Here is a 23516-nt window from a genome sequence, read left to right as displayed (position 1 = left end):
CGCCTCAAGAGGTGACGCGTGACCCGTGCGGGCTGCTACGGGGTGAGGCCAGCCGAGGAGCCGGGGGTCGTTCCCGTACCCCCGTCGTCGCCACCGCCGGCTCCGCCGCCCGGCTCCCCGCCGTTGCCGCCGCCCGGGGTGCCCGGGTCGGTCGTCGGCGTGCTGGGGTCGCCGCTCGGTTCGCCGCTGCTGCCCTCGTTGGTGTTGCCGTCCGTCGTGCCCGCGTCCGTGTTGTCGGACGGGGTCGGCGAGGGCGTGAACGTGGGCTGGCTCCGGGTCGGGGGCGGGGTGTACGGCGGCGGGTTCGGCTGCGTCTGGCCGCCCGTCGGGTCGCTCGGCTGCTCCGGCTCCTCGGACTCCTCCTCGGACGGCTCCTCCGAGGGCGTCTCCTCGGACGAACTCACCGACGGCGACGGCTTGACCGGCTGCTTGTCGTTGTCGTCGCCCTTGGACGCGCTGATGGCGAAGGCGACCCCGGCACCGATCGCGACCAGGGCGAGCACCACGAACAGCCACATCTTGTTGCGCCCGCCACCGCCGCGCTGACCGCCGTCGTAGCCGCCGTCGTCCGGGTTGTACGGGGGCAGGATCGGGCCCTGCGAGGTGTCCCCGTGCACCGGGTGGCCCATCGCCCGGGTCGACCCCGTCATCCCGTGCGGCGGGGTCTGGCCGCCCTCGTGGAGCGCCACCGGACCGGTGTTCCAGGTCCCCGTGTGACCGCCCTGCACCTGGAGCATCTGAAGGCTGTACTGGACCAGCCCGCGCATCTCCTCCGCGCTCTGGAACCGGTCGTCCGGGTCCTTCGCCAGCGACCGCATCACCATCCCGTCCAGCTCCGGCGGCACCACGTCCGAGACCTCGGACGGCTGCACCGGGATGTCCTGGACGTGCTGGTAGACCACCGAGAGCGGGGTCTCACCGGTGAACGGGGGCCGCAGCGCCAGCAGTTCGTAGAGCAGGCAGCCCGTCGCGTAGAGGTCGGAGCGGTGGTCGACGGCCTTGCCGAGCGCCTGCTCGGGGGAGAGGTACTGCGGCGTGCCCATGACCATGCCGGTCTGGGTCATCGTCGACTGGGCGCCGTGCAGCGCCCGCGCGATGCCGAAGTCCATCACCTTGACCGCGCCGGAGTCCGTGATGATCACGTTGGCGGGCTTGATGTCGCGGTGCACGATGCCGTGCTGGTGCGAGTAGGCCAGCGCCTCCAGCACCCCCGAGACGATGATCAGCGCCTGCTCGGGCGGGGGTGCCTCGGCGGTCAGGAGGAGGTCGCGGATGGTGCGGCCCTCGACCAGCTCCATCACGATGTACGGGACGGTCTGGCCGCCCACGGTGTCCTCGCCGGAGTCGTACACGGCGACGATCGCGTGGTGGTTGAGCCCGGCGACGGACTGCGCCTCGCGCGTGAAGCGGGCCTTGGAGACCGGGTCCTCGGCCAGGTCCGAGCGGAGCAGTTTGACCGCGACCGTACGTCCGAGCCGGACGTCCTCCGCCGCGTACACCTCTGCCATGCCGCCCCGGCCGAGCCGGTAGGTCATCCGGTAGCGTCCGTCACCGACGACGCCGCCGACACCCCAGGCGTCGGAGCCATCCGAAACTCCGCCGCCGTTTGCTTCGGAATCGGGTGCCATCAGTCCTCGCCGTCGTATCTGTCCGCGCGTCCGCGGGTTCTCACGGTGCCTTGCTGCATTGCCACGTCACGCTACAGCCTCCACCGGACACCCAGGTTCCGCTCCGGACGGATCATCCGACCGGTCGGCGCGTCCTGCACCTGCCATCGACGCCTTTCCTGTAACGCTTCCGAGACGCTTCCTGTGCGTAGGGTCACGGAACGGGCACCCGGCTTGACGTGTCGGACCCCTCGGGCAGACTTGGCGCGTAATCGCGTTGTACGGAACCGGATCGCACCCGACCGCGTCCTACAAAAACATTGTGTGTGCATCACAGCGCGTGCCAAGGGATGCGCGCCGCCGAGGGGGAAGCAAGTCATGAGCCAGGACGGCGCACAGGGCCGCTACGCGGGCGGGGCGGTGGCAGGCGGCCGCTACCAGCTGCGTGACCTGCTCGGCGAGGGCGGCATGGCCTCCGTCTACCTGGCCTACGACTCCGCCCTCGACCGCCAGGTCGCGATCAAGACCCTCCACACCGAGCTCGGGCGCGAGCAGTCCTTCCGCGAGCGGTTCCGCCGCGAGGCGCAGGCCGTCGCCAAGCTCCAGCACACCAACATCGTCTCGGTCTTCGACACCGGCGAGGACGAGCTCGGTGGCGCGCTGATGCCGTACATCGTCATGGAGTACGTCGAGGGCCAGCCGCTCGGCTCCGTCCTGGCCGACGACATCCGGCAGCACGGCGCGATGCCCGCCGACAAGGCGCTCAAGGTGACGGCCGACGTGCTGGCCGCGCTGGAGACCAGCCACGAGATGGGCCTGGTCCACCGCGACATCAAGCCCGGCAACGTGATGATGACCAAGCGCGGCGTCGTGAAGGTCATGGACTTCGGCATCGCCCGCGCCATGCAGTCCGGTGTCACCTCGATGACGCAGACCGGCATGGTCGTCGGCACCCCGCAGTACCTCTCCCCCGAACAGGCTCTCGGCCGCGGTGTGGACGCCCGCTCCGACCTGTACTCGGTCGGCATCATGCTCTTCCAGCTGCTCACCGGGCGCATCCCGTTCGACGCGGACTCGCCGCTCGCCATCGCGTACGCGCATGTGCAGGAGGAGCCGGTCGCGCCGTCCACCATCAACCGGTCGGTCACCCCGGCGGTGGACGCGCTCGTCGCCCGCGCTCTGAAGAAGAACCCGAACGAGCGCTTCCCGAGCGCCGCGGCGATGCGGGACGAGATCTCGCGGGTGCTGAACGCCTCCGGCGGCCAGACCGGGGCCCCGGCGATCGTGGCCGGCGGCGGACCGGCCAACAGCGGTGCGGGCGTCGGCTCGGCCGTGTTCCCGCCCGTCGACCAGGCCGCCCCGGCCCCGCAGAGCGTCCAGACGCCGTACCAGCCGCACCCGCAGTCGCCGTACCCGTCGGGCCCGTACAACCAGCCGGCCCCCACTCCCGCGCCGAGCTACGGTTACCCGCAGGCGGCCCAGGGCTACCCGGGCCCGCTCGCCCACCAGACCCCGCCGCCGTACACGATCAACCCGCAGCACCAGACGGCCGTCACCACCACGGGCGGCTCCTCGTCCAAGCGGAACATGCCGGTCATCGTCGGCTCCATCGTCGTCGCGCTCCTCGCCGTCGGCGGCCTGATCACCGCCCTCGCGCTCCAGGGCGGCGGCAAGGACGACGAGGCGGGCAAGGGCGGCGACCCGGGCACCAGCGAGACCTCGACGGACGACGGCTACCGGCCGCCGGAGCGCAACCGGACGATGAAGACGACGGCCTGCACGGACGCCACCGAGGACTCCAACGACCCGCAGAAGGTCCAGGCGCCCAACTTCGTCTACAAGGACATCTTCTCGGCGAAGGAGTGCGCGGCGGCCGCCGGGTGGACGATCAAGGAGATCGAGGAGCCCGGCAACACGTACGCGGAGGGCCAGGTCGTCGGACAGTTCCCGTCCTCGGGTGCGGCCGTCGCCGAACGCGGCGCCCACTTCGAGCTGAAGGTCTCGACGGGGCGGCCGTCCTAGCCCGACGGGGCGGGCTTCCCCAGTGGTCCTGAAGGACCGTTTCTGATCACTGTGGGCCTGTGGATCTCCGTTCCGAGGTGGCAATCGACCCCTGAACGGCCGGTTATCTCCTCCTCGCCCGTCCGGGATGCCGGATGCCGGAGCCCATGTGACGCTGATCTCATGGCTCCAGGACTTCCGGCCGTGTGGCCGTCGAGGTGCGCGGTCTGTCTGCTGGTGGCGGTCGGCACGGCGCTGGGGCCGTGGGAGCCGCTGGGCGGGACCGCCTCCGCATCCACCTCCGCATCCGCCTCCGTCGACGGGCCGTCCGTCAGTGCGACGCCCTCCGGGGCGTCGAGTCCCGCCGTCACGCCCGTTCCGCCGGGTGCCTCGCCCGCCGCCACGCTTCCCTCGGGGCTGCCCGGCCTGCCCGTGCCGCCGTCCGAGGCCCCCGGCGCGAGCGGGGCCGTGCAGCCGGCCGAGACCGACGCCGGCCCCTCCGCGGACGCCGGTGACGTCGAAGGCGCCGAGGCCCCCGAAGGTTCCGCATCGCCCTCTCCCAGCCGTTCCGCTTCCGTCGAGGTGTCGGGGTCGACCGCACCGATGGCCGGGCGCGAGGCCGGGGCCGGGAAGGCACGCCCCGGGCGTTCGCTGACCCCGCTGGAGCTGGCGCGGGCCGAGACACCGGACGAGCCGGAACCCTCGGACGAGTCCGAGGAGGCCGCCGCCGACCTGCTGGTCTTCACCCCGCCGCCCGAGGCGTTCAGCGAGCAGGGACCTCCGGCCGTACGTGCCCTGGACGCCGCCGCCGTACGTCAGGTCCAGCAGGTCTCGCTCGGTTCGGGCCTCACCCTGGTCGGGCTCGGAATCGCCTTCCTCGCCTTCCGGCTGCGCCGTGTGAACTGATTCCGCTTCACGCCGTGTGAGCGGCCTCCACCACCCCGTGGCCGTACCCCCAGGAGACTTGCCAGGAGCGACATACTCGGTATACATACTCAGTATGTCGATCCGCCACGGGCTGCTGGCCCTCCTGGAGCGGGGCCCTCGGTACGGCTCCCAGCTCCGCACCGAATTCGAGTCCCGCACCGGCTCCACCTGGCCCCTCAACGTCGGCCAGGTCTATACGACGCTCAGCCGTCTGGAGCGCGACGGCATGGTCGTGCAGGAGGGGGCCGACGAGGCCGGGCACGACCTCTACGCGATCACCGACGGCGGCCGGGCCGAGCTGCGCAGCTGGTTCGAGACCCCGGTCGACCGGACCAACCCGCCCCGCGACGAGCTGGCCATCAAGCTCGCCATGGCCGTGGGCGCCCCGGGTGTCGACATCCGCGAGGTCATCCAGTCCCAGCGCCACCACACGCTCAAGGCCATGCAGGACTACACCCGGCTCAAGGCCCAGGCCCTGGCCGACGTCCCCGCCAACCGGGACGAGGTCGCCTGGCTCCTCGTGGTGGAGCAGCTGATCTTCCAGGCCGAGGCCGAGGCCCGCTGGCTGGACCACTGCGAGTCGCGGCTCGTCCGCCTCGCCGAAGCCGCCGCCACCGAGCCCTCGGCCGAACCCGGCCCGGCGGCTACCCGGGGCCCGGCCCGGTCCCTGGCCGGACGCACGAAGGCCCGGCGCTGACCCCGGACCCGCCTTCCGCCACCGCGCCTCGCCACCCCACGTACCAGAACCGCACGCACGCCTCAGGGGGAACCACCCGCCATGTCCCTGCCCGCCGCCACACCTCCGCCGCCGTCCTCCGGGACACCCGCAGGCGACCCCGTACTCGAACTGCGGGCCCTGACCCGTACCCATGGCTCCGGCATCGCCGAGGTGCACGCCCTGCGCGGGATCAGCCTCTCGGTGCACCCGGGTGAGCTGGTCGCCGTCATGGGGCCCTCCGGCTCCGGCAAGTCCACCCTGCTGACCCTGGCCGGGGGCCTCGACAACGCCACCAGCGGCCAGGTGATCATCGAGGGCCAGGACATCGCCGCCCTCGGCCGCAAGGGCGTCGCCGCCCTGCGCCGCCGCAGCGTCGGCTACGTCTTCCAGGACTACAACCTCATCCCCGCCCTGACCGCCGCCGAGAACATCGCGCTGCCCCGCGAACTCGACGGCGTCTCCGTGCGCAAGGCCCGCAAGGAAGCTCTCGCCGCACTGGCCGAGATGAAGCTGACCGAGATAGCCGACCGCTTCCCCGACGAGATGTCCGGCGGCCAGCAGCAGCGCGTCGCCATCGCCCGCGCCCTCGTCGGCGACCGGCGCCTCGTCCTCGCCGACGAACCGACCGGCGCCCTCGACTCCGAGACCGGCGAGGCCGTCCTCGCCCTGCTGCGCACCCGCTGCGACCAGGGCGCGGCCGGGGTGATGGTGACCCATGAGCCCCGGTACGCGGCCTGGGCCGACCGGGTCGTCTTCCTCCGCGACGGTTCGATCGTCGACCAGACGCTGACCACCGGGGCCGAATCGCTGCTCGCGGCGGGAGCCACGGGTGCGGCCGGAACCTCCGGATCGACCGAGGGCGCCAAGTGAGCCTCTTCTCCGGATGGCGCGCCGCCTTCCGCATAGCCAGACGTGACGCGGCGCGGGCCAAGGCCCGCAGCGCCCTCGTCGTCGCGATGATCGCTCTGCCGGTCCTCGGTGTGACCGCCGCCGACCTGACGTACCGCAGCGCCCTGCCCACCGTGGCGGAGGAGCTGACGGCGGCTCTGGGAGCGGCCGACGCCCTCTTCGAGGACCAGGGGATGGGCCCGGTCCGGCTGGAGCAGATGCCCGACGGCATCATGTGGCAGACGCCGGAGGACGCCCCGGAGACGCTTCCCGGGGACGAGCGGAAGCCCGTCGACGTACCGGCGACCTTCCCGAAGGGCTCGCGGTACCTCACCGAGCAGTCCGTGCCCGCTTCCGTGACGACCCGCCACGGCATCGCCGACACCCAGATCACCGAACTGGACGTCGCGGACCCGCTGCTGCGCGGCCGCATCGAACTGACCGACGGCGCCTACCCGCGGGCCGGGGACGAGATCGCGGCGACCGATGCCTTCCTCAAGGCGTCCGGGCTCTCCGTGGGCGACCGCATCACCGTGCGCGGCCCCCAGCAGGTCTACACCCTCACCGGCGCGGTGGAACTCCCCGCCGACCTGAAGGACGAGTCGCTGTTCGCCGTCCCCGGCGCGGTCGTCGCCCCGTGGCAGAAGGCCGCCGACGGCGACAAGAAGATCCTGCCGCCCCAGGCGAGCGACCTGAAGTGGCTGGTCCAGGGCCCGCCCGGGGCGGGTGTGACCTGGCCGGACGTGCTCGCCGCCAATGAGAAGGGCGTAGTGGTACGGGCCCGGCAGGTCGTCCTGGACCCGCCGCCGGACTCCGAGGTCCCCATGGCCGCCAACCGGCAGGACTGGGAGGTGAACAACGCGGAGATGACCGCCGCCGCCCTCACCGTGGCCGCCATGGCGGTCCTGGAGATCGTGCTGCTGGCCGGTCCGGCGTTCGCCGTGGGCGCCCGCCGTTCGCGCCGCCAGCTGGGCCTGGTCGGCTCGTGCGGCGGCACCCGCAGCCAGGTCAGGGCCGTGGTGCTCGCGGGCGGTGCGGTGCTCGGCGGGGTCGGCGCGGTCGTCGGCGTCGGGGCCGGGTTCGGTCTCACCGCCCTGTTCCGCCCGATGATCGAGGACTTCACCGGCCGCCGCTTCGGCGAACTGACCGTCCGGCCCTGGGAGATCCTCGCCATCGCCGTGCTCGGCCTGGTCACCGGTGTCCTCGCCGCACTCGCCCCGGCGATCGTGGCGGGCCGCCAGTCCGTCCTGGAGTCGCTCACCGGCCGGCGCAGCTCCCGCCGCAGCTCCCGCGTCCTGCCGGTCGTCGGCTCCGTCGTGCTCGTGGCCGGGATCGCCCTCGCGGTGTACGGAGGCCTCAGCGGCAGCACCAAGCTGGTCGCGGGCGGTTCCGTCCTCGCCGAACTGGGCCTCCTCGGCTGCATCCCGGTCATCGTCGGCTTCCTCGGCCGGCTCGGCCGCCGGCTGCCGCTGACGCCCCGGATGGCCCTGCGCGACGCGGCCCGCAACCGGGGCCGTACCGCCCCGGCCGTCGCCGCCGTCATGGCCGCCGTCGCGGGCAGCGTCGCCATCGCCACGTACACCAGCAGCAGCGCCGCCGAGCAGGCGTACGACCAGCGGCCCAACCTGACCGAGCGCACGGCGGCGCTGCTGACCTTCGACACCACCGAGAAGGCCAACCTGCCCCGTGCCCGGGCCGCCGTGGAGCAGAACTACCCGGTCAGCGGCGGCCGTTCCGACCTCGGCAGGGTCTGGGCGGGCAGCGACTGCTCGGTCTACTACGAGGAGGACGGCTGCGGGACCCTGACGCTCGTCAAGCCCGCCGGAAAGGCCCACTCCTGCCCCCTGAAGGGCAAGGGCGCCAAGGAGCTGGCGCTGCGGATCTCCGCCGACGAGCACAAGCGGCTGATGAACTCCCCCGCCTGCATGGACGAGCAGTTCACCTCGGTCTCCCTCGGCACCGACGACAACAAGATCGTCATCGGTGACGCCGGGCTGCTCACGTCGTACGTGAAACTCGACGACCCGGCGGCGGCGAAGGCCCTCGCCGAGGGCACGCCCGTCCTGCTCAACTCGGCGTACGCGCAGGACGGCGAGGTCACCCTCAAGGCCGTCCACACCTACAACGACCGGGACAGGAAGAACCGGGCCCTGCACCCCGGCAAGGCCCGCACCACCACGGACCGGCTGAAGGTGTACGTCGCCCCGGACCGGTACGCGGCGACCCCGGGCATCCGGATGATCCTGCCGCAGCGCACCGCCGACGGGCTCGGCCTGCACACCGAGGACCACGGCAGCATCTACGCGCTGAGCCGCGAGCCGAACGACGCCGAGCGGCAGGCGGCCGACGCGGCGATCGAACAGGCCGGGAACCGGTCGTACGTGATGACCTCGGACCCCGCCCAGCAGGGTGACGACGAGGCGATCCTGCTGATCCTCGCCCTCTTCGCCGGGGTCGTGACCCTGGGCGCCGCCGCCATCACGACGGGGCTCTCCAAGGCCGACGCGGAGGCCGACCTCACCACCCTCAGCGCGGTGGGCGCGCCCCCGGGCGTACGGCGTTCGCTCTCCGGCTTCCAGTGCCTGGTGGTCGCCCTGACCGGGGTGCTGCTGGGGACGGCGGCGGGGATCGTCCCGGCGGTCGCGCTGCGCCTGACCGACCTGCGGGCGGCCCTGGCGGAGATGCGGGCGGATCCGATGGAGTCGGCGTACACTCCGATCGTGCTGCCGTGGCCGACCATCGCGCTGCTGGCCCTGGTGGTCCCGGTGCTGGCCGGGCTGCTGGCCGCCGGGCTCACCAGCTCCCGGCTGAAGCTGGCCCGCCGGGCGGGGTAGCGAGCGGCACCTGGGCCCTGCCGGTGCCCCCGGAGACGGTGGATCATCCGTTTCCGGGGGCACCAACGTGGTGTACGGCATGTGTGCGAGACAATGGCGGCATGGAAATGCCGAGGAATGACCGGTCGCAGGAGCACCCCCAGGTCCTTGTCGTGGGCCAGGACGGAATGGCTGTCGGCGGCGGTGCCAGTGACGACGAGTCGCGCGAGGTCCCGGTGACGGAAATGGTCGAACAGCCCGCGAAAGTCATGCGCATCGGCAGCATGATCAAGCAGCTCCTGGAAGAGGTCAGGGCGGCCCCTCTCGACGAGGCGAGCCGGGTCCGGCTCAAGGAGATCCACGCCAGCTCCGTGAAGGAGCTGGAGGACGGTCTCGCACCGGAGCTGGTGGAGGAGCTGGAGCGGCTCTCGCTGCCGTTCACCGAGGAGTCGGTGCCCTCCGAGGCCGAGCTGCGGATCGCGCAGGCCCAGCTGGTGGGCTGGCTGGAGGGCCTCTTCCACGGCATCCAGACGGCGCTGTTCGCCCAGCAGATGGCGGCCCGCGCGCAGCTGGAGCAGATGCGCCGCGCGCTGCCGCCCGGGATGGCCCACGAGGACGAGGAAGGCGGCGGCGGGGACCCGCACGGACCGATCCGTTCGGGCCCGTACCTGTAAGCAGACGGCGTGAAAGCTGCGGGGCCCGGCACACGGTGGTGTGTGCCGGGCCCCGCAGTGGTTCTACGCGCCCGGTGCGACCAGCAGCACCTTGCCGATGTGGGCGCTGGATTCGAGGACCCGGTGCGCCTCGGCGGCGTCCTCCATCGGCACCTTACGGTCCACCACGGGCCGGACCACCCCGTCCGCGATCAGCGGCCAGACATGCTCGCGTACGGCGGCGATGATGGCGGCCTTCTCGGCGAGCGGGCGGCCCCGCAGCGAGGTCGCGGTGACGGCGGCCCGCTTGGTCAGCAGGGCGCCGAGGTTCAGCTCGCCCTTGGCGCCACCCTGGAGGCCGATGATCGCCAGGCGGCCGTTGACGGCGAGCGCCTTCACGTTCCGGTCCAGGTACTTGGCGCCGACGATGTCCAGGATGACGTCGGCCCCCGCCCCGTCGGTCGCCTTCGCCAGCTCCTCGACGAAGTCCTGCTCGCGGTAGTCGATGAGGATGTCGGCGCCGAGCGCGGCGCACTCGGCGAGCTTCTGCGGGCTGCCCGCCGTGACCGCCACCCGGGCGCCGACCGCCTTCGCCAGCTGGATCGCCATGGTGCCGATGCCGCTGGAGCCGCCGTGGACGAGGAGGGTCTCGCCGGGGCGCAGGTGGGCGACCATGAAGACGTTGGACCAGACGGTCGCGGTCACCTCGGGCAGCGCGGCCGCCGTCGCCAGATCCACACCGTCCGGTACGGGGAGGAGCTGGCCCACCGGTACGGCGACCTTCTCCGCGTAACCGCCGCCCGACAGCAGGGCGCACACCTCGTCGCCGACCGCCCAGCCGGTCACCCCCGGGCCGAGCGCCGCGATCCGGCCCGCGCACTCCAGACCGGGGTAGGGGGAGGCGCCGGGCGGCGGGTTGTAGAAGCCCTGCCGCTGGAGGACATCGGCACGGTTGACGGCACCGGCGACGACCTCGACGAGGACCTCGCCGTCGCCGGGTACGGGATCGGGCACCTCGGCCCAGACGAGCGCCTCGGGGCCACCGGGTTCGGGGATCGTGATCGCATGCATGGCCGCGAGGCTACTCCCGCCACCGGCCACATGCCCCGTGTCCCCGGGTCAGGAGCGGTGCGGCGGCAGCGGCAGGTGGGGCAGGGAGGGGCCGGACGGACCGGAGCCGGGGGGCGGGGTGGCGCGCACGATGGTGATGACCCGGTCCGTCAGCTGCAACGGACTGGCCGCCGGGTCGTCGTAACCGAGCAGCCGGTGGCCGCGCAGCACGCTGACGACCAGATCGTCGGTCTCCCGGACGCTCTTGCCCACCTCGGCCTTTATCACCGGCCGCTCCACCAGATCGAGGCCGCTGCCCTGCTGGATCAGGTCCTCCATCACCGTGCCCGCGCTCGGGCTGAGGACGGAGAGGCCGAGCAGCCGCCCGGCCGCGCTGGCGCTGGTGATCACCGCGTCGGCGCCGGACTGCCGCAGCAGGGGCGCGTTCTCCTCCTCGCGGACCGCCGCCACGATCTTCGCGCCCCGGTTCAGCTGGCGCGCGGTCAGCGCCACCAGGACGGCGGTGTCGTCGCGCTGGGTGGCGATGATGATCTGACGCGCCTTCTGGAGCTCGGCCCGCAACAGCACATCGCTGCGCGTGGCGTCGCCGAGCACGCCGGTGTAGCCCTCGGCGTTGGCGGCCTCGATCACCTTGGAGGCCGGATCGACGACGACGATCTGCTCCTTGGCCAGGCCGGTGGCCCGGAGGGTCTGGATCGCCGAACGGCCCTTGGTCCCGAAGCCGACGACGACGGTGTGGTCACGCAAGTTGGATCTCCAACGCTTCAGCCGGAAGTCCTCCCGGGTCCGTTCCGTGAGGACCTCAAGAGTGGTGCCGACCAGGATGATCAGGAAGAGCACGCGCAGCGGTGTCACGAGCACCACATTGATGAGCCGGGCGCCGGAGCTGAACGGCGTGATGTCGCCGTACCCGGTGGTGGAGAGGGTGACCGTCGCGTAGTAGATCGCGTCCAGCAGGTCGACCTTGCCGTCGGCGGTGTCGTTGTACCCGTCGCGGTCCAGCCAGACGATCAGCACCGTCGCGGCCAGCACGAGCAGCGCCATCAGCAGCCGCTTGCCGACCTGGCGCGCCGGACCGTCGACGACCCGGCGGGGGAGCATCACCCGCGTCGGCACGACATGTTCGTCGGCCCGCCTGGCCATCGCGTCGTGGCCGGGAAGTTTCACGTGAAACACCCTTCCGTCCACGGCGTCGCCGGGGCCCATGGGAGATCCAGAATCTCCACCTCGGTGCCGGACCGTACCCCGCCGGCCGGTACGACGGCCAACCCGTCCGCCACCGCGATCCCGCGCAGCATGGCGGGACCGTTGTAGCGCAGGGGCGCCACATGGTCCCGGCCGCCCGCCCGGCCCGCGCGGTGGACCACGGGGACGAGGCGGGTGTCGTGCGGATGGCCGGGCACCTCGGCGTGGACGAGCGCCCGGTACGCGTCCTGGGCCGGGCGGCCCGCGAGCCCGGCTAGGAGCGGTTCGGCGAGGGTCAGCAGCCCCGATACGGCCGCGAGCGGATTGCCGGGCAGCCCGACCAGGTACGGCCCCTCCGGGGCGAGGAGCGCGAGCAGCATGGGGTGGCCGGGGCGTACGGCGACGCCGTCCACGAGCAGTTCGGCGCCGAGAGCCGCCAGGACCGGGTGCACATGGTCGACCGGGCCCGAGGCGGTCCCGCCCGTGGTGACGATCAGGTCGGCGTCGGAGGAGGTGAGGGCCTCGCGCAGGGCGTCGGCGTCGTCCCCGAGGCGGCGGGGGGCGGAGACCTCGGCACCCAGGGCCCGCAGCCAGGGGCCGAGCATGGGGCCGAGGGCGTCGCGGATGAGGCCGTCGTGCGGGAGGCCCGAGGCGAGGAGTTCGTCACCGAGTACGAGGACGTCGACGCGGGGGCGGGGGACGGCGGGCAGGGCGTCGTACCCGGCGGCCGCGGCGAGCCCGACCACCGCCGGGGTGACCACCGTGCCGGCCGGCACCAACTGGTCGCCCGAGCCGCACTCCTGGCCCCGGGGGCGGATGTCCTGGCCGGTGACGACGGGCCGCCGGGCGGAGAGCAGCCCCCTGGCCTCGTCCACGTGGGCGTGCTCGCTGCGGATGACCGCAGTGGTGTCGGCGGGGACACGGGCGCCGGTGGCGATGCGTACGGCGGTGCCGTCGGGGAGGGGCGCGGTGGGGTCCCCGCCTGCCCGCAGCCCGGTGCCCTCCTCGTACGACCAGGGGCCCGGTCCGGCGACGGCCCAGCCGTCCATGGCCGAGGTGTCGAAGGACGGCAGGTCGGTGAGGGCCGCGAGGGGCTCGGCGAGCACATGGCCCAGCGCCCGTTCCAGCGGCAGCCGCACCACGGCGGTCGCCCCGCCCCGCCCGGCCCGCGCGGCAACGGCCCGCGCCCGGTCCCAGGGGAGGTCCGGGGCGGGGGAGGCGGGGGTGGAGGCGGCGGAGGTTGCGTACGGGGAGGGGTGCGGGTCGGTGGGCTCGCTGGGGGGCTGGTTGCGCGGCCGGTCGTCGGCCGGGGCGCCCGCCTGATCGTTCACAGGGGTGCGCGGCCGGCGGTTCGCCTGGTCGTCGGCTTGGTCGCGCGCATGGCGGTTCGCCTGGTCGTCCGCCGGGGTACGTGTCCGGTCGCCCGCCTGGTCGCCGCCTCGGTTACGCACCCGGTCGTTCGCCTGGTTGCGCGCATGGTTCCGGCCGCCGACCAGTGCCAGGGCCTGTTCGACGGCCAGCTCCTCGGCCTCGGCGCGCGCCAGAGCACTGTCGGGGCCGGTCGTGCTGCCCGTGCCGCGCGTACCGCTCCTGCCGCGCATGCCGTTCGTACCGCCCATGCCACTCGTACCGCTCGTACCGTTCCGATCCGGCAGATCGCCGCCGGTCATGGCGTCCCGGCCCCTTCGCCGCTCGCCTCCGCCTGGGTCTCCTTCTTCGCCCCCTCCGCCGCCTCGGCCTCCGCCTCCCAGCGCAGGGCGAGCGCGGCAGCCTTGCGGGCGAATTCGGCGACCGCGGCCGCGCCTTCCTCCGGCCCCGCTCCGGCGCTCGCCCGGGCCGCCGCGTACCCGACCAGGAAGGTCGTCAGCGGTGCGGCAGGCCGCGCGACCCCGTGCGCGGCGTCGCGGGCGAGGTCGAGCAGGACGTCGGTGTCGACGTCGAGTTCGATTCCCAGTTCGTTCTTGACCGAGGTGATCCATTCGTCCAGCACGGACCCATGCTCCCTGATCCGGGCGCGGGCGGCGGCGATGTCGTCCCAAGTGTCGCAGTCGAACGCGGCGTGCGGCCCGGCATCGACCCGGGCGAGGTCCAGCTCCCCGGTCAGCAGCCGGAGCGGCAGCCCGGCCAGGGAGCCGTGCTCGGTGGCGATGAGGGCCAGCTCGCGGCGGAGCGGCTCGCCCCGGTAGACGGCGACGAGCGGCTGGTCGCGGCCGTCGGGGTCGGTGCAGAGCGCACCCTCGCGGCCGTCCTCACCTGCGGCGGCGAGCAGCGCCTCGACCGTGGCGGGGCCGAGGAACGGGAGGTCGGCGGAGAGTACGAGCACCCGCTCCGCGGTCGTCAGCCGCACGCCCGCCCCGAGAGCCGCCAACGGACCGCCGCCTTCCGGGACTTCGCGGGTCCAGATGACCGGCCGGGAGGTGGGCCTGCGGCCGCCCACCACGACGGTGGTGCCCGCACCGGAGCAGGCCGCCAGCACCCGGTCCAGCAGCGCGCGGCCACCGACCCGCACAGCCGGCTTGTCGGCGCCGCCGAGCCGCTTCGCGGCCCCTCCGGCCAGGATGATCACGTCGTAGGCGGTCATACGTCGAGTATGGGCACCGCCCGACGCCGACGCCCCCTCCGGGGTGGCCGGGCAGGCCGGATCCGGAGAGGGCGTCCGCGTGACGACGGGCCCTACAGAGTGCGCAGCAGGACCGCGGGCTGCTCCACGCAGTCGGCCACGTACCGGAGGAATCCCCCGGCCGTTCCGCCGTCGCACACCCGGTGGTCGAAGGTGAGCGAGAGCTGGACGACCTGACGTACGGCCAGCTCACCGTTGTGCACCCAGGGCTTGGGCATGATCCGGCCGACGCCGAGCATCGCGGCTTCGGGGTGGTTGATGATCGGCGTCGAACCGTCGACCCCGAACACCCCGTAGTTGTTCAGCGTGAACGTGCCGCCGGTCAGCTGCGCCGGGCTGAGCTTCCCGGTCCGCGCCAGCTCGGTCAGCCGGGCGATCTCGGCCCCGATCGACTCGGCGTTGCGGGTGTGCGCGTCGCGGACGACCGGGACGACGAGGCCCCGCTCGGTCTGCGCCGCGAACCCGAGGTGCACGCCGGGCAGGCGCACGATCTCCCGCGCGGCCGTGTCCACCGTGGAGTTGAGCTCCGGGTACCGGGCGAGCGCCGCCGTGCAGATCCTCGCCAGCAGCGCCAGGACCGACACCTTGGGCCCGCCGGACGGACCCGACGCGGCGTTCATCGCGGCCCTCGCGGCCATCAGCTCGGTGGCGTCCGCGTCCACCCAGCAGGTGGCGTCGGGGATCTCGCTCCGGCTGCGCGACAGCTTGTCGGCGACCGCGCCGCGCACCCCGCGCAGCGGAATGCGCTCGGCGGCCGCCGGTGCGGCCGTGCCCGCGTGGACCGTGGGCGCCGCGGCCACGACGGATTCGGCGGTCGTACGCGCCTCCGGCTCCGTGGCGCTCCCGGCCTCCCCGGCCCGCCGGATCGCGGAATCGACGTCGGCCCGCAGGATCAGCCCGTCGGGGCCCGAGCCCGTCAGCTGCCGCAGATCGATCTCGTGCTGCCGGGCCAACCGGCGTACGAGAGGGGAGACCACGGCCACAGGACCCTGCCGCCCGTTCACTTCGCCCACGGCCACCGCGACCGGTGCGGGCCGGACGGGCGCGGGATCCACGGCGGCCACAGGCGCGGGAGCGGCAGCGGCCACGGGTGCGGCCGCGCCGACCCCCGCCGGCCGGATACGCCGACGCCGCGCGGCCGGGGCGCCGGTCCCGTACCCCACGAGCACGTTCCCGGACCCGGACCCGGCGGAAGGCTCCTCATCCGCCGAGGGCTCCGGGGATGCCGAGGGGGCCTCCGTCGCACCGACCGCGACCGTCAGCAGCGGTGCACCGACCGGGAGTTCGGAACCCTCCTCGCCGAACCGCGCGGTCACCACACCCCCGTAGGGGCACGGGACCTCCACCATCGCCTTGGCCGTCTCGACCTCGACGACGGGCTGGTCGATGGCGACGACATCGCCGACCTCCACCAGCCAGCGCACGATCTCCGCCTCGGTCAGCCCCTCGCCGAGGTCCGGCAGCTTGAATTCGAGGACCTGGGCCATCAGCTGTCCGCCTCCCACTGCAACCGGGCCACCGCGTCGAGAACCCGGTCCACTCCCGGCAGATGGTGCCGCTCCAGCATGGGCGGCGGGTACGGGATGTCGAAGCCGGCCACCCGCAGCACCGGGGCCTCCAGGTGGTGGAAGCACCGCTCGGTGATCCGGGCGGCGATCTCGCCGCCGGGGCCCCCGAAGCCGGGGGACTCGTGGACGACGACCGCACGGCCGGTGCGCCGCACCGAGGCCGCGACCGTCTCGTCGTCGAACGGCACCAGCGAACGCAGGTCCACCACTTCGAGGTCCCAGCCCTCCGCGACGGCGGCCTCGGCGGCCTCCATGCAGACCGGCAGGGACGGCCCGTACGTGATCAGCGTGGCGCTGCGGCCGGTGCGGCGGACCACGGCCTTGCCGATCGGTCCGACCTCGGCCGGAGCCTCGGGCGACCAGTCGGCCTTGGACCAGTAGAGCCGCTTGGGCTCCAGGAAGACCACCGGGTCGTCCGAGGCGATGGAGGCCCGCAGCAGGCCGTACGCGTCCTCCACCGTGGCCGGTGTGACGACGTGGAGGCCCGGGGTGGCCATGTAGTACGCCTCGGAGGAGTCGCTGTGGTGCTCCACCCCGCCGATGCCACCGCCGTAGGGCACGCGCACGGTGATGGGGAGCGGCATGGCTCCCCCGGTGCGGTTGCGCATCTTGGCGACGTGGCTCATCAGCTGCTCGAACGCCGGGTAGGCGAACGCGTCGAACTGCATCTCCACCACGGGCCGCAGCCCGTACATCGCCATGCCGACGGCCGCCCCGAGGATGCCCGCCTCGGCCAGCGGGGTGTCGGTGCACCGGTCGTCGCCGAACTCCTCGGCCAGCCCGTCGGTGATCCGGAAGACCCCGCCCAGGGTGCCGACGTCCTCGCCGAGCACGTGCACGGTCGGGTCCTCGGCCATCGAGTCGCGCAGCGCACGCCCGAGGGCCTGCGCCATGGTGGCCGGTTTCGCCTTCGCCGTACGTGCGCCGGCTTTCGTCGCCGCAGTGGTCATCGGCCTTCCTCCGCGCTGTGCTCGTGGTCCTGCTCGGCGTCCAGCTCGGCGCGGAGGGCGGCGGCCTGCTCGCGGAGCTGGCTGGTCTGCTCGGCGTAGACGTGGGTGAAGAGGTCCATCGGTGCCAGCTCCGGGTCGGCGTTCATCCGGTCGCGGAGTGCGGCGGCCATGCGCTCGGCCGCTTCCTTCGCCTGCGCGATGCCCTCGTCGTCCAGCAGCCCGCGGCCGGTCAGCTCGCGCTCCAGGAGCTGGACCGGGTCGTGTGCCCGCCAGGCCTCGACCTCGCTGTCGACCCGGTAGCGGGTGGCGTCGTCGGCGTTGGTGTGGGCTTCCATGCGGTAGGTGACGGCCTCGATCAGCGTCGGCCCTCCGCCCCTCCGGGCCCGGGCCACGGCCTCGCTGAGCACCTGGTGCACGGCGGGCGCGTCGTTGCCGTCGACCAGCCGGCCCGGCATCCCGTACCCCACGGCCTTGTGCGCGAGGGAGGGGGCGGCGGTCTGCTTGGCCAGCGGCACGGAGATGGCGAAGCCGTTGTTCTGCACGAGGAAGACCACGGGGGCCTTCCAGACGGCCGCGAAGTTCAGCGCCTCGTGGAAGTCGCCCTCGCTGGTGCCGCCGTCGCCGACCATGGCGAGCGCGACGACGTCGTCGCCCTTGAGCCGGGCCGCGTGCGCCAGGCCCACCGCGTGCGGCAGCTGGGTGGCGAGCGGGGTGCAGAGCGGGGCGATGCGGTGCTCACGCGGGTCGTAGCCGGTGTGCCGGTCGCCGCGCAGCAGGGTCAGCGCCTCGACCGGGTCGAGTCCGCGCGCCACGGCCGCCAGCGTGTCCCGGTAGCTGGGGAAGAGCCAGTCGCGCTCCTCCAGCACCAGGGCGGCGGCGATCTCGCACGCCTCCTGGCCGGTGCTGGAGGGGTAGACCGCCAGCCGGCCCTGCTTGGTCAGCGCGGTGGCCTGCGTGTTGTACCGGCGGCCGCGCACCAGCTCGGCGTGGAGCCGGAGCAGCAGCTCGGGGTCGGCATCCGCGATCGCGTCCGTACCGAGCACCCGGTAGGGCTCCGGGTCCGGGAGCAGCGGGGCGGGGTCGGTGATCGGCTTCCAGGCCGGGGGCGGCGTGGGCCGGTAGGTGGCCGCGCCGGGCAGCTCTTGGACCGTCATGGAAAGCACCTCCAGGCATCGATGGAGATCAAGAGATCGAGGGTGTCGATATGTGTGGTGATGGCAAGAGATGTCGCGAGGGTGTCGCGGGGCAGGCAAGGCACCGGTGTGGTGTGCCTCACCTACCGATTGTTCGGTCGCGAGCGCATTTTGGCTACAGGCACCTTCAGCCTGTGGACAAACGGTTCTCCACAGCCTGGGATAGAGGCAGGTCGTCCACAACAGGGAGGCGCGGGCAGATGGCAGCTGAACAAATGGCCGACACGGGCGAGGAGCCCGGCCGGACCCCGCCCCCGGCGACGCCCGCAGCGGCCCCCACGGCCACCCCGGCGGCTTCCTCCCCGTCACCGGGCCCGGCGTCCCCCACGCCCCCGCCTCCGCGCCCCCTGGACGCCATCGACCGCGACATCCTGCGCATCCTCCAGACGGACGGCCGCGCCTCGATACGGTCGGTGGCCGAGCGGGTCCATGTCTCGCGCGCCAACGCCTACGCCCGGATCAACCGGCTCGTCGAGGACGGCGTGATCCGCGGTTTCGGCGCGCGGGTCGACCACGAGCGGGCCGGGCAGGGCGCGTCGGCGTACATCACGCTCAAGATCGTGCAGAACTCCTGGCGTACTGTGCGCGAGCAGCTCCAGGCGCTGCCCGGTGCCACGCACATCGCGCTGGTCAGCGGCGACTTCGACGTTCTGCTGCTGGTGCACACGCCGGACAACCGGGCGCTGCGCGAGCTGGTCCTCACCCGGATCCAGTCCATCCCCGAGGTGCTGTCGACGCGCACCCTGCTGGTGTTCGAGGAGACCGACCTCGGCCCCCGCCCGGACCGCCCGGCCGAGCTGGCCTGACCGGGCCGGACGGGCTCAGCGGCCGGTCGCCCGCATCCCCTCGAAGGCGAGCTGGACGACCGTGTCGGCGAGCTGTTCCTCGCCCGGGAAGCCGCCCGGCTGCGGCCGGTACCACTCGACCAGCGAGTTGACCATGCCGAAGAGCAGCCGGGTGGCCAGCCGTATGTCCACATCGGCCCGGAGGTCCCCGTCGGCGACCGCGGCCTTCAGCAGCTCCGCCACCCGCTGGTCGAACTCGCGCCGCCGCTCCAGCGCCCAGCGCTCGGTCTTCGTGTTGCCGCGCACCCGCAGCAGCAGCGTGACGTACGGAACCTCCGCCATCAGCACCTCGACGGTCCGGCGCGTGACGTACTCGACCCTCTCGATCGCGCGCCCGCGCACCGCCCCCGGCTCGTCGAGGACGGCGAAGAGCCCGTCGAGTGCCCGGCTCACGGCCCGGCGCAGCAGCTCCTCTTTGCCCGCCACATGGTGGTAGATGGAGGACTTGGAGATGCCCGCCGCTTTGGAGAGGTGCTCCATGGAGGTGCCGTCGTAACCGCGCTCGTTGAAGACACGGACGGCGACGGTGAGCAGAGTCTCCGGGGTGTACGTGTCCCGCTTGGCCGTGGTCATGTCCGCGATCCTCCCCCATGAGGGGCCTTCCCCGCGCAGCCGGGGACCTCCGAAGTTGTCCACAGGTTCGCCGGGCCCCTTGTCCCGACCGATCGTTCGGTTACTCTGACTCCGTCCGTACGTCCCCGCCCGGCTCGATGAGGAGTTGGTCCGCCATGGCCGCCGCGCTCACCCCCCAGCAGCTGTCCGAGACCCACCGGCCCACGCTCGACCAGGCCCTCGACACGATCGGTACACGCGCGTACTGGTCCCCGCACCCCGAGCACCCGAAGGCGTACGGCGAGGGCGGCGCTCCGGGCAGTCTGGGGGCGCCCGAGGGCAAGGCCGCGTTCGACGCGGTGCTGAACACCCGCCTCGACCTGGACCAGCCGGGCACCGACGGCTGGACGGGCGGGGAGGTCTCGCCGTACGGCCCCGAGCTCGGCGTCGAGTATCCGCATGCCGACCTGGACGTCCTGCTCCCCGCGATGAAGGCCGGCACGGCCGCCTGGCGCGCCGCCGGTCCCGAGACCCGGGCCCTGGTCTGTCTGGAGATCCTTTCGCGGATCAGCGCCCGCACCCACGAGCTGGCCCACGCCGTGATGCACACGAGCGGCCAAGCCTTCATGATGGCGTTCCAGGCGGGCGGCCCGCACGCCCAGGACCGGGGCCTCGAAGCCGTCGCGTACGCCTATCAGGAGCAGGTCCGCACGCCGGAGACGGCCGACTGGTCCAAGCCGCAGGGCAAGCGCGATCCGCTGAAGCTGACCAAGACGTTCACCACGACCGGCCGCGGGATCTCGCTGCTCATCGGCTGCAACACCTTCCCCACCTGGAACGGCTACCCGGGCCTGTTCGCCTCGCTCGCCACCGGCAACCCGGTGCTGGTGAAGCCGCACCCCCGGGCCGTGCTGCCGCTCGCGCTCACGGTCAAGATCGCCCGTGAGGTGCTCACCGAGGCGGGATTCGACCCCGACCTGGTCGCGCTCGCCGCCGAGCGTCCCGGCGAGGGCATCGCCAAGACCCTCGCGGTACGCCCCGAGATCCGGATCATCGACTACACGGGCTCCACCGCCTTCGGCGACTGGCTGGAGGCCAACGCCCGCCAGGCGCAGGTCTACACGGAGAAGGCCGGCGTCAACACGATCGTCGTCGACTCCACCGACGACTACCGGGGCATGCTCGCCAACCTGGCGTTCTCGCTCTCGCTCTACAGCGGCCAGATGTGCACCACCCCGCAGAACCTGCTGATCCCCCGGGACGGCATCACCACGGACGACGGCCCCAAGTCGTACGACGAAGTGGTCGCCGACATCGCGGCGGCCGTCACCAAGCTCCTCGGCGACGACGCCCGCGCGGCGGCCCTGCTCGGCGCGCTGGTCAACCCGGACGTCAAGGCCCGGGTGGAGGCGGCCGGTGAACTGGGCGAGGTGGCCCTGGAGTCGCGTACGGTCGCCAACGCCGAGTTCCCCGACGCCGTCGTGCGTACGCCGGTCGTCGTCAAGCTGGACGGCAGCAAGACCGACGAGGACGCGGCGTATCTCTCGGAGTGCTTCGGCCCGGTCTCCTTCGCCGTGGCGGTCGAGTCGACGTCCGCCGCCCTGGAGCTGCTGCGCCGCACCATCCGCGAGAAGGGCGCCATGACCGTCGGCGCCTACACCACCTCCCCCGAGGTGGAGCGGGCCATCGAGGACGTCTGCCTGGACGAGTCGGCCCAGCTCTCGCTGAACCTGACCGGCGGGGTCTACGTCAACCAGACGGCGGCGTTCTCCGACTTCCACGGCTCCGGCGGCAACCCGGCGGCCAACGCGGCCCTGTGCGACGCGGCCTTCGTCGCCAACCGCTTCCGGGTGGTCGAGGTGCGCCGCCAGGCGTAGCTAGAGGGCGTCGCGGGGATCGGGGACATCGGCGTAGCGCTGCACCCACGCGTGCATCGCGATCGCCGCCGCGGCCCCCGCGTTGATGGACCGGGTCGATCCGAACTGGGCGATGGAGCACACCATCGAGGCGTGCTTCCGCGCCTCCTCGGTCAGGCCGGGACCCTCCTGCCCGAACAGCAGCACACACCGGCGCGGCAGCTCGGTCCGCTCCAGCGGTACGGCGCCGGGGAGGTTGTCGATCCCGATGATCGGCAGCCCCTCGGCCGCCGCCCACGCGGTCAGGTCCGCCGTGTCCGGGTGGTGGCGCACATGCTGGTAGCGGTCGGTGACCATGGCGCCGCGCCGGTTCCAGCGCCGTCGGCCCACGATGTGGATCTCCTTGGCGAGGAAGGCGTTGGCGGTGCGCACGACGGAGCCGATGTTGAAGTCGTGGCCCCAGTTCTCCACGGCCACGTGGAAGTCGTGGCGCCGCAGGTCGAGATCGGCGACGATCGCCTCCCGCGTCCAGTAGCGGTACTCGTCACCGACGTTGCGCCGGTCGCCGTGGGCCAGCAGCTCGGGGTCGTACCGCTCGCCCTCCGGCCAGGGCAGCGGGTGCGGCCCGACGCCGATCTCCTGGCCGTAGCCGTCGTCGTACTGGACGGGCTCCGCCGGTACGGGGTCCTCGGGCGGGGGCTCCGGTGCCGAGGAGTCTGAGGAGTCTGGGGTACTGCCGGTGCTGCCGGTCTCGCTGCTCACCCGACGAGCGTATGGCCCCCGCCGGTGCCGTGCGGCGGGGCCTCCCCCGTACCGCCGCGTTCCTCCGGCGCCGAGCGTGCGGTGGGCACCTCCTGCGGGCCGCCGGCCTCAGGGGAGCGCGACCGCCGCGGCAGCCGCGCGAGCAGCCGCTGACGGCCCAGCGCGGCCCGGCCTCCCAACCGGACGAGGAAGACCGTCGGCAGGAACACCGCGTCCGCCGCGATCATCGCCATCGAGAAGAACGGCAGCCCCAGCAGCAGGGCGATCCCGGCGTGCTCGCCGATCATGATGACCAGCAGGACGTTCTTGAGCCGCCGGTTGAACAGCGTGAACGGGAACGCCACCTGGACGATGACCGTCGCGTACGTCAGCACCATCACCATCAGCCCGCTGGAGGCGAGCACGTCCGAGAGGGCGGGCCAGGGGGCGAAGTAGTCGAGTTTGAGCGGGTAGTAGAGCGCGGTGCCGTCCTGCCAGCGCGAGCCCTGGATCTTGTACCAGCCGGCGGTCGCGTAGATCAGGCAGACCTCGACCATGATCACGAGGAGCGTCGCGTTGTGGGCGAGGTTGGCGAGCACGTCGAGGAGGGCGCGCTGCTGTCCCTGCGGCGCGAAGCGGTTCGCGGCCCACCAGGCGGCGGCGGAGAGCCAGAGGATCCACAGCAGGACCGGGAGCCACCAGGTCCCGCCGAGGCCGTCCGTCAGGGTGGCCCCCAGCAGGACCGGGCCGAGGACCGCCCAGAGCACCGGGCCCGTGACGTCCCGCCGGGACGGCAGGCCGCGCGCGGTGCGCTCCGCGTCGCGGGCCGCGCGGCGGGCGTCCAGCGACCAGACCTGGGCGCAGCGCGTCAGGACGAGGTAGATCGCCATCAGGTGGATGACGTTGTCGCCGCCGTCGCCCATGAAGACGCTGCGGTTCTGTACGGAGAGCACGCCGACCATGAAGAGGACCGACGTGGTCCGGGTGCGCCACCCCAGGAGCAGTCCGGCGGCGGACAGCACGGTGAGCGCGTAGACCACCTCGAACCAGAGCGCGCTGTCCGACCAGAGGAGGACGGAGAAGGCCTCGTTCCCGGCCGTGAGCTGCCGGGCCAGGTCCCAGTGCCACGGGCTGTCGGGGCCGTACAGCTCATGGCGGTGCGGCAGCTCGCGGACCAGGAAGAACAGGTAGGTGGCGGCGAAACCGATCCGGATGACGGCGCTCTGGTACGGGCCGAGGGCCGATGCGGTGACGCGCTGGATGGCACGGGCCAGAGCGGTCCCGGCGGTGGCGATCCGGTCCAGTGCGGGCGGGCTCGCAGGCGGTGC

General features: G+C 73.0%; 19 protein-coding genes. 8 read left to right on the top strand and 11 right to left on the bottom strand.

The genetic code is table 11. The features are described from left to right. Positions 1-35 precede the first annotated feature (35 nt). The gene (locus GTY67_RS16965) at positions 36-1628 is read right to left on the bottom strand and encodes a protein kinase (RefSeq protein ID WP_161279224.1); all 1593 of its coding nucleotides are present in this window, start codon (positions 1626-1628) and stop codon (positions 36-38) included. Positions 1629-1985: 357 nt separating this feature from the next. On the opposite strand from GTY67_RS16965, the gene GTY67_RS16960 reads away from it, so the two are divergent. From GTY67_RS16960 to GTY67_RS16935, 6 genes are all read left to right on the top strand, one after another. Beyond that, positions 1986-3629, top strand: a complete 1644-nt coding sequence (locus tag GTY67_RS16960) for a protein kinase (RefSeq protein WP_093687545.1) — start codon at positions 1986-1988, stop codon at positions 3627-3629. 162 nt (positions 3630-3791) lie between these two features. Continuing rightward, positions 3792-4514, top strand: coding sequence for a hypothetical protein (locus tag GTY67_RS34590; protein WP_202461473.1), 723 nt, complete (start codon positions 3792-3794; stop codon positions 4512-4514). 94 nt (positions 4515-4608) lie between these two features. Then, positions 4609-5232: a PadR family transcriptional regulator gene (locus GTY67_RS16950; protein ID WP_093687543.1), complete on the top strand. Its 624-nt coding sequence runs from the start codon at positions 4609-4611 to the stop codon at positions 5230-5232. A gap of 81 nt (positions 5233-5313) precedes the next feature. Beyond that, entirely contained in the window at positions 5314-6123 is an 810-nt protein-coding gene (locus GTY67_RS16945) for an ABC transporter ATP-binding protein (protein WP_093687541.1), read from the top strand. Then, positions 6120-8975 (top strand): FtsX-like permease family protein, encoded by a 2856-nt coding sequence (locus GTY67_RS16940; RefSeq protein ID WP_161279223.1) that lies wholly within the window; start codon positions 6120-6122, stop codon positions 8973-8975. The genes GTY67_RS16945 and GTY67_RS16940 overlap by 4 nt, the downstream gene beginning before the upstream one ends. A gap of 101 nt (positions 8976-9076) precedes the next feature. After that, a complete protein-coding gene (locus tag GTY67_RS16935) occupies positions 9077-9628 on the top strand; it encodes a bacterial proteasome activator family protein (protein ID WP_093687537.1) in 552 nt (183 codons plus the stop codon). A gap of 63 nt (positions 9629-9691) precedes the next feature. On the opposite strand, the gene GTY67_RS16930 is transcribed toward GTY67_RS16935, so the two are convergent. The 7 genes from GTY67_RS16930 to pdhA all read right to left on the bottom strand — a co-directional run bounded on the left by GTY67_RS16930 (position 9692) and on the right by pdhA (position 18155). Then, complete coding sequence (locus GTY67_RS16930; protein ID WP_161279222.1) at positions 9692-10678, bottom strand: NAD(P)H-quinone oxidoreductase; 987 nt, start codon at positions 10676-10678, stop codon at positions 9692-9694. 48 nt (positions 10679-10726) lie between these two features. After that, on the bottom strand, positions 10727-11884 hold the full coding sequence (locus GTY67_RS16925; protein WP_093687533.1) for a potassium channel family protein: 1158 nt from the start codon (positions 11882-11884) through the stop codon (positions 10727-10729). Then, positions 11842-13464 (bottom strand): molybdopterin molybdotransferase MoeA, encoded by a 1623-nt coding sequence (locus tag GTY67_RS16920; protein WP_161280131.1) that lies wholly within the window; start codon positions 13462-13464, stop codon positions 11842-11844. The genes GTY67_RS16925 and GTY67_RS16920 overlap by 43 nt, the downstream gene beginning before the upstream one ends. 65 nt (positions 13465-13529) lie before the next feature. Continuing rightward, positions 13530-14444, bottom strand: coding sequence for an NTP transferase domain-containing protein (locus GTY67_RS16915; protein ID WP_161279221.1), 915 nt, complete (start codon positions 14442-14444; stop codon positions 13530-13532). A 92-nt stretch (positions 14445-14536) separates the two neighbouring features. Beyond that, a complete protein-coding gene (locus tag GTY67_RS16910) occupies positions 14537-15970 on the bottom strand; it encodes a dihydrolipoamide acetyltransferase family protein (protein ID WP_161279220.1) in 1434 nt (477 codons plus the stop codon). After that, positions 15970-17001 (bottom strand): alpha-ketoacid dehydrogenase subunit beta, encoded by a 1032-nt coding sequence (locus GTY67_RS16905; protein WP_093687777.1) that lies wholly within the window; start codon positions 16999-17001, stop codon positions 15970-15972. The genes GTY67_RS16910 and GTY67_RS16905 overlap by 1 nt, the downstream gene beginning before the upstream one ends. Further along, complete coding sequence (pdhA, locus tag GTY67_RS16900; protein WP_161279219.1) at positions 16998-18155, bottom strand: pyruvate dehydrogenase (acetyl-transferring) E1 component subunit alpha; 1158 nt, start codon at positions 18153-18155, stop codon at positions 16998-17000. The genes GTY67_RS16905 and pdhA overlap by 4 nt, the downstream gene beginning before the upstream one ends. A 239-nt stretch (positions 18156-18394) precedes the next feature. Between pdhA and GTY67_RS16895 the strand changes: the two genes are divergently transcribed. Then, on the top strand, positions 18395-19000 hold the full coding sequence (locus GTY67_RS16895) for an Lrp/AsnC family transcriptional regulator (protein WP_093687773.1): 606 nt from the start codon (positions 18395-18397) through the stop codon (positions 18998-19000). A gap of 15 nt (positions 19001-19015) precedes the next feature. Here the strand turns inward: GTY67_RS16895 and GTY67_RS16890 are convergent, their stop codons facing one another. Next, complete coding sequence (locus tag GTY67_RS16890; protein ID WP_093687771.1) at positions 19016-19612, bottom strand: TetR/AcrR family transcriptional regulator; 597 nt, start codon at positions 19610-19612, stop codon at positions 19016-19018. A gap of 155 nt (positions 19613-19767) precedes the next feature. Here GTY67_RS16890 and paaN point away from each other — a divergent pair, with 155 nt between their 5' ends. Further along, complete coding sequence (gene paaN, locus GTY67_RS16885) at positions 19768-21468, top strand: phenylacetic acid degradation protein PaaN (protein ID WP_161279218.1); 1701 nt, start codon at positions 19768-19770, stop codon at positions 21466-21468. On the opposite strand, the gene GTY67_RS16880 is transcribed toward paaN, so the two are convergent. Continuing rightward, positions 21469-22209 carry a TrmH family RNA methyltransferase gene (locus GTY67_RS16880; RefSeq protein WP_161279217.1) on the bottom strand — a complete coding sequence of 247 codons (741 nt, stop codon included), beginning with the start codon at positions 22207-22209 and terminating at the stop codon, positions 21469-21471. Continuing rightward, on the bottom strand, positions 22206-23492 hold the full coding sequence (locus tag GTY67_RS16875) for an HTTM domain-containing protein (protein WP_202462100.1): 1287 nt from the start codon (positions 23490-23492) through the stop codon (positions 22206-22208). Before GTY67_RS16875 ends, GTY67_RS16880 begins: the two co-directional genes overlap by 4 nt. Positions 23493-23516 lie beyond the last annotated feature (24 nt).

Origin of the sequence: Streptomyces sp. SID8374, assembly GCF_009865135.1 — a bacterium.
Lineage (GTDB): Bacteria > Actinomycetota > Actinomycetes > Streptomycetales > Streptomycetaceae > Streptomyces.
This window is presented reverse-complemented; position numbering and strand designations above follow the sequence as displayed.

Coding starts and splice junctions, on each gene's coding strand:
- GTY67_RS16920 (WP_161280131.1), bottom strand. CDS start 13,464: ATGCGCGGCAGGAGCGGTACGCGCGGCACGGGCAGCACGACCGGCCCC.
- pdhA (WP_161279219.1), bottom strand. CDS start 18,155: ATGACGGTCCAAGAGCTGCCCGGCGCGGCCACCTACCGGCCCACGCCG.
- paaN (WP_161279218.1), top strand. CDS start 19,768: ATGGCCGCCGCGCTCACCCCCCAGCAGCTGTCCGAGACCCACCGGCCC.
- GTY67_RS16890 (WP_093687771.1), bottom strand. CDS start 19,612: ATGACCACGGCCAAGCGGGACACGTACACCCCGGAGACTCTGCTCACC.
- GTY67_RS16915 (WP_161279221.1), bottom strand. CDS start 14,444: ATGACCGCCTACGACGTGATCATCCTGGCCGGAGGGGCCGCGAAGCGG.
- GTY67_RS16965 (WP_161279224.1), bottom strand. CDS start 1,628: ATGGCACCCGATTCCGAAGCAAACGGCGGCGGAGTTTCGGATGGCTCC.
- GTY67_RS34590 (WP_202461473.1), top strand. CDS start 3,792: ATGGCTCCAGGACTTCCGGCCGTGTGGCCGTCGAGGTGCGCGGTCTGT.
- GTY67_RS16960 (WP_093687545.1), top strand. CDS start 1,986: ATGAGCCAGGACGGCGCACAGGGCCGCTACGCGGGCGGGGCGGTGGCA.
- GTY67_RS16950 (WP_093687543.1), top strand. CDS start 4,609: ATGTCGATCCGCCACGGGCTGCTGGCCCTCCTGGAGCGGGGCCCTCGG.
- GTY67_RS16910 (WP_161279220.1), bottom strand. CDS start 15,970: ATGGCCCAGGTCCTCGAATTCAAGCTGCCGGACCTCGGCGAGGGGCTG.
- GTY67_RS16905 (WP_093687777.1), bottom strand. CDS start 17,001: ATGACCACTGCGGCGACGAAAGCCGGCGCACGTACGGCGAAGGCGAAA.
- GTY67_RS16895 (WP_093687773.1), top strand. CDS start 18,395: ATGGCAGCTGAACAAATGGCCGACACGGGCGAGGAGCCCGGCCGGACC.
- GTY67_RS16925 (WP_093687533.1), bottom strand. CDS start 11,884: ATGGGCCCCGGCGACGCCGTGGACGGAAGGGTGTTTCACGTGAAACTT.
- GTY67_RS16945 (WP_093687541.1), top strand. CDS start 5,314: ATGTCCCTGCCCGCCGCCACACCTCCGCCGCCGTCCTCCGGGACACCC.
- GTY67_RS16935 (WP_093687537.1), top strand. CDS start 9,077: ATGGAAATGCCGAGGAATGACCGGTCGCAGGAGCACCCCCAGGTCCTT.
- GTY67_RS16930 (WP_161279222.1), bottom strand. CDS start 10,678: ATGCATGCGATCACGATCCCCGAACCCGGTGGCCCCGAGGCGCTCGTC.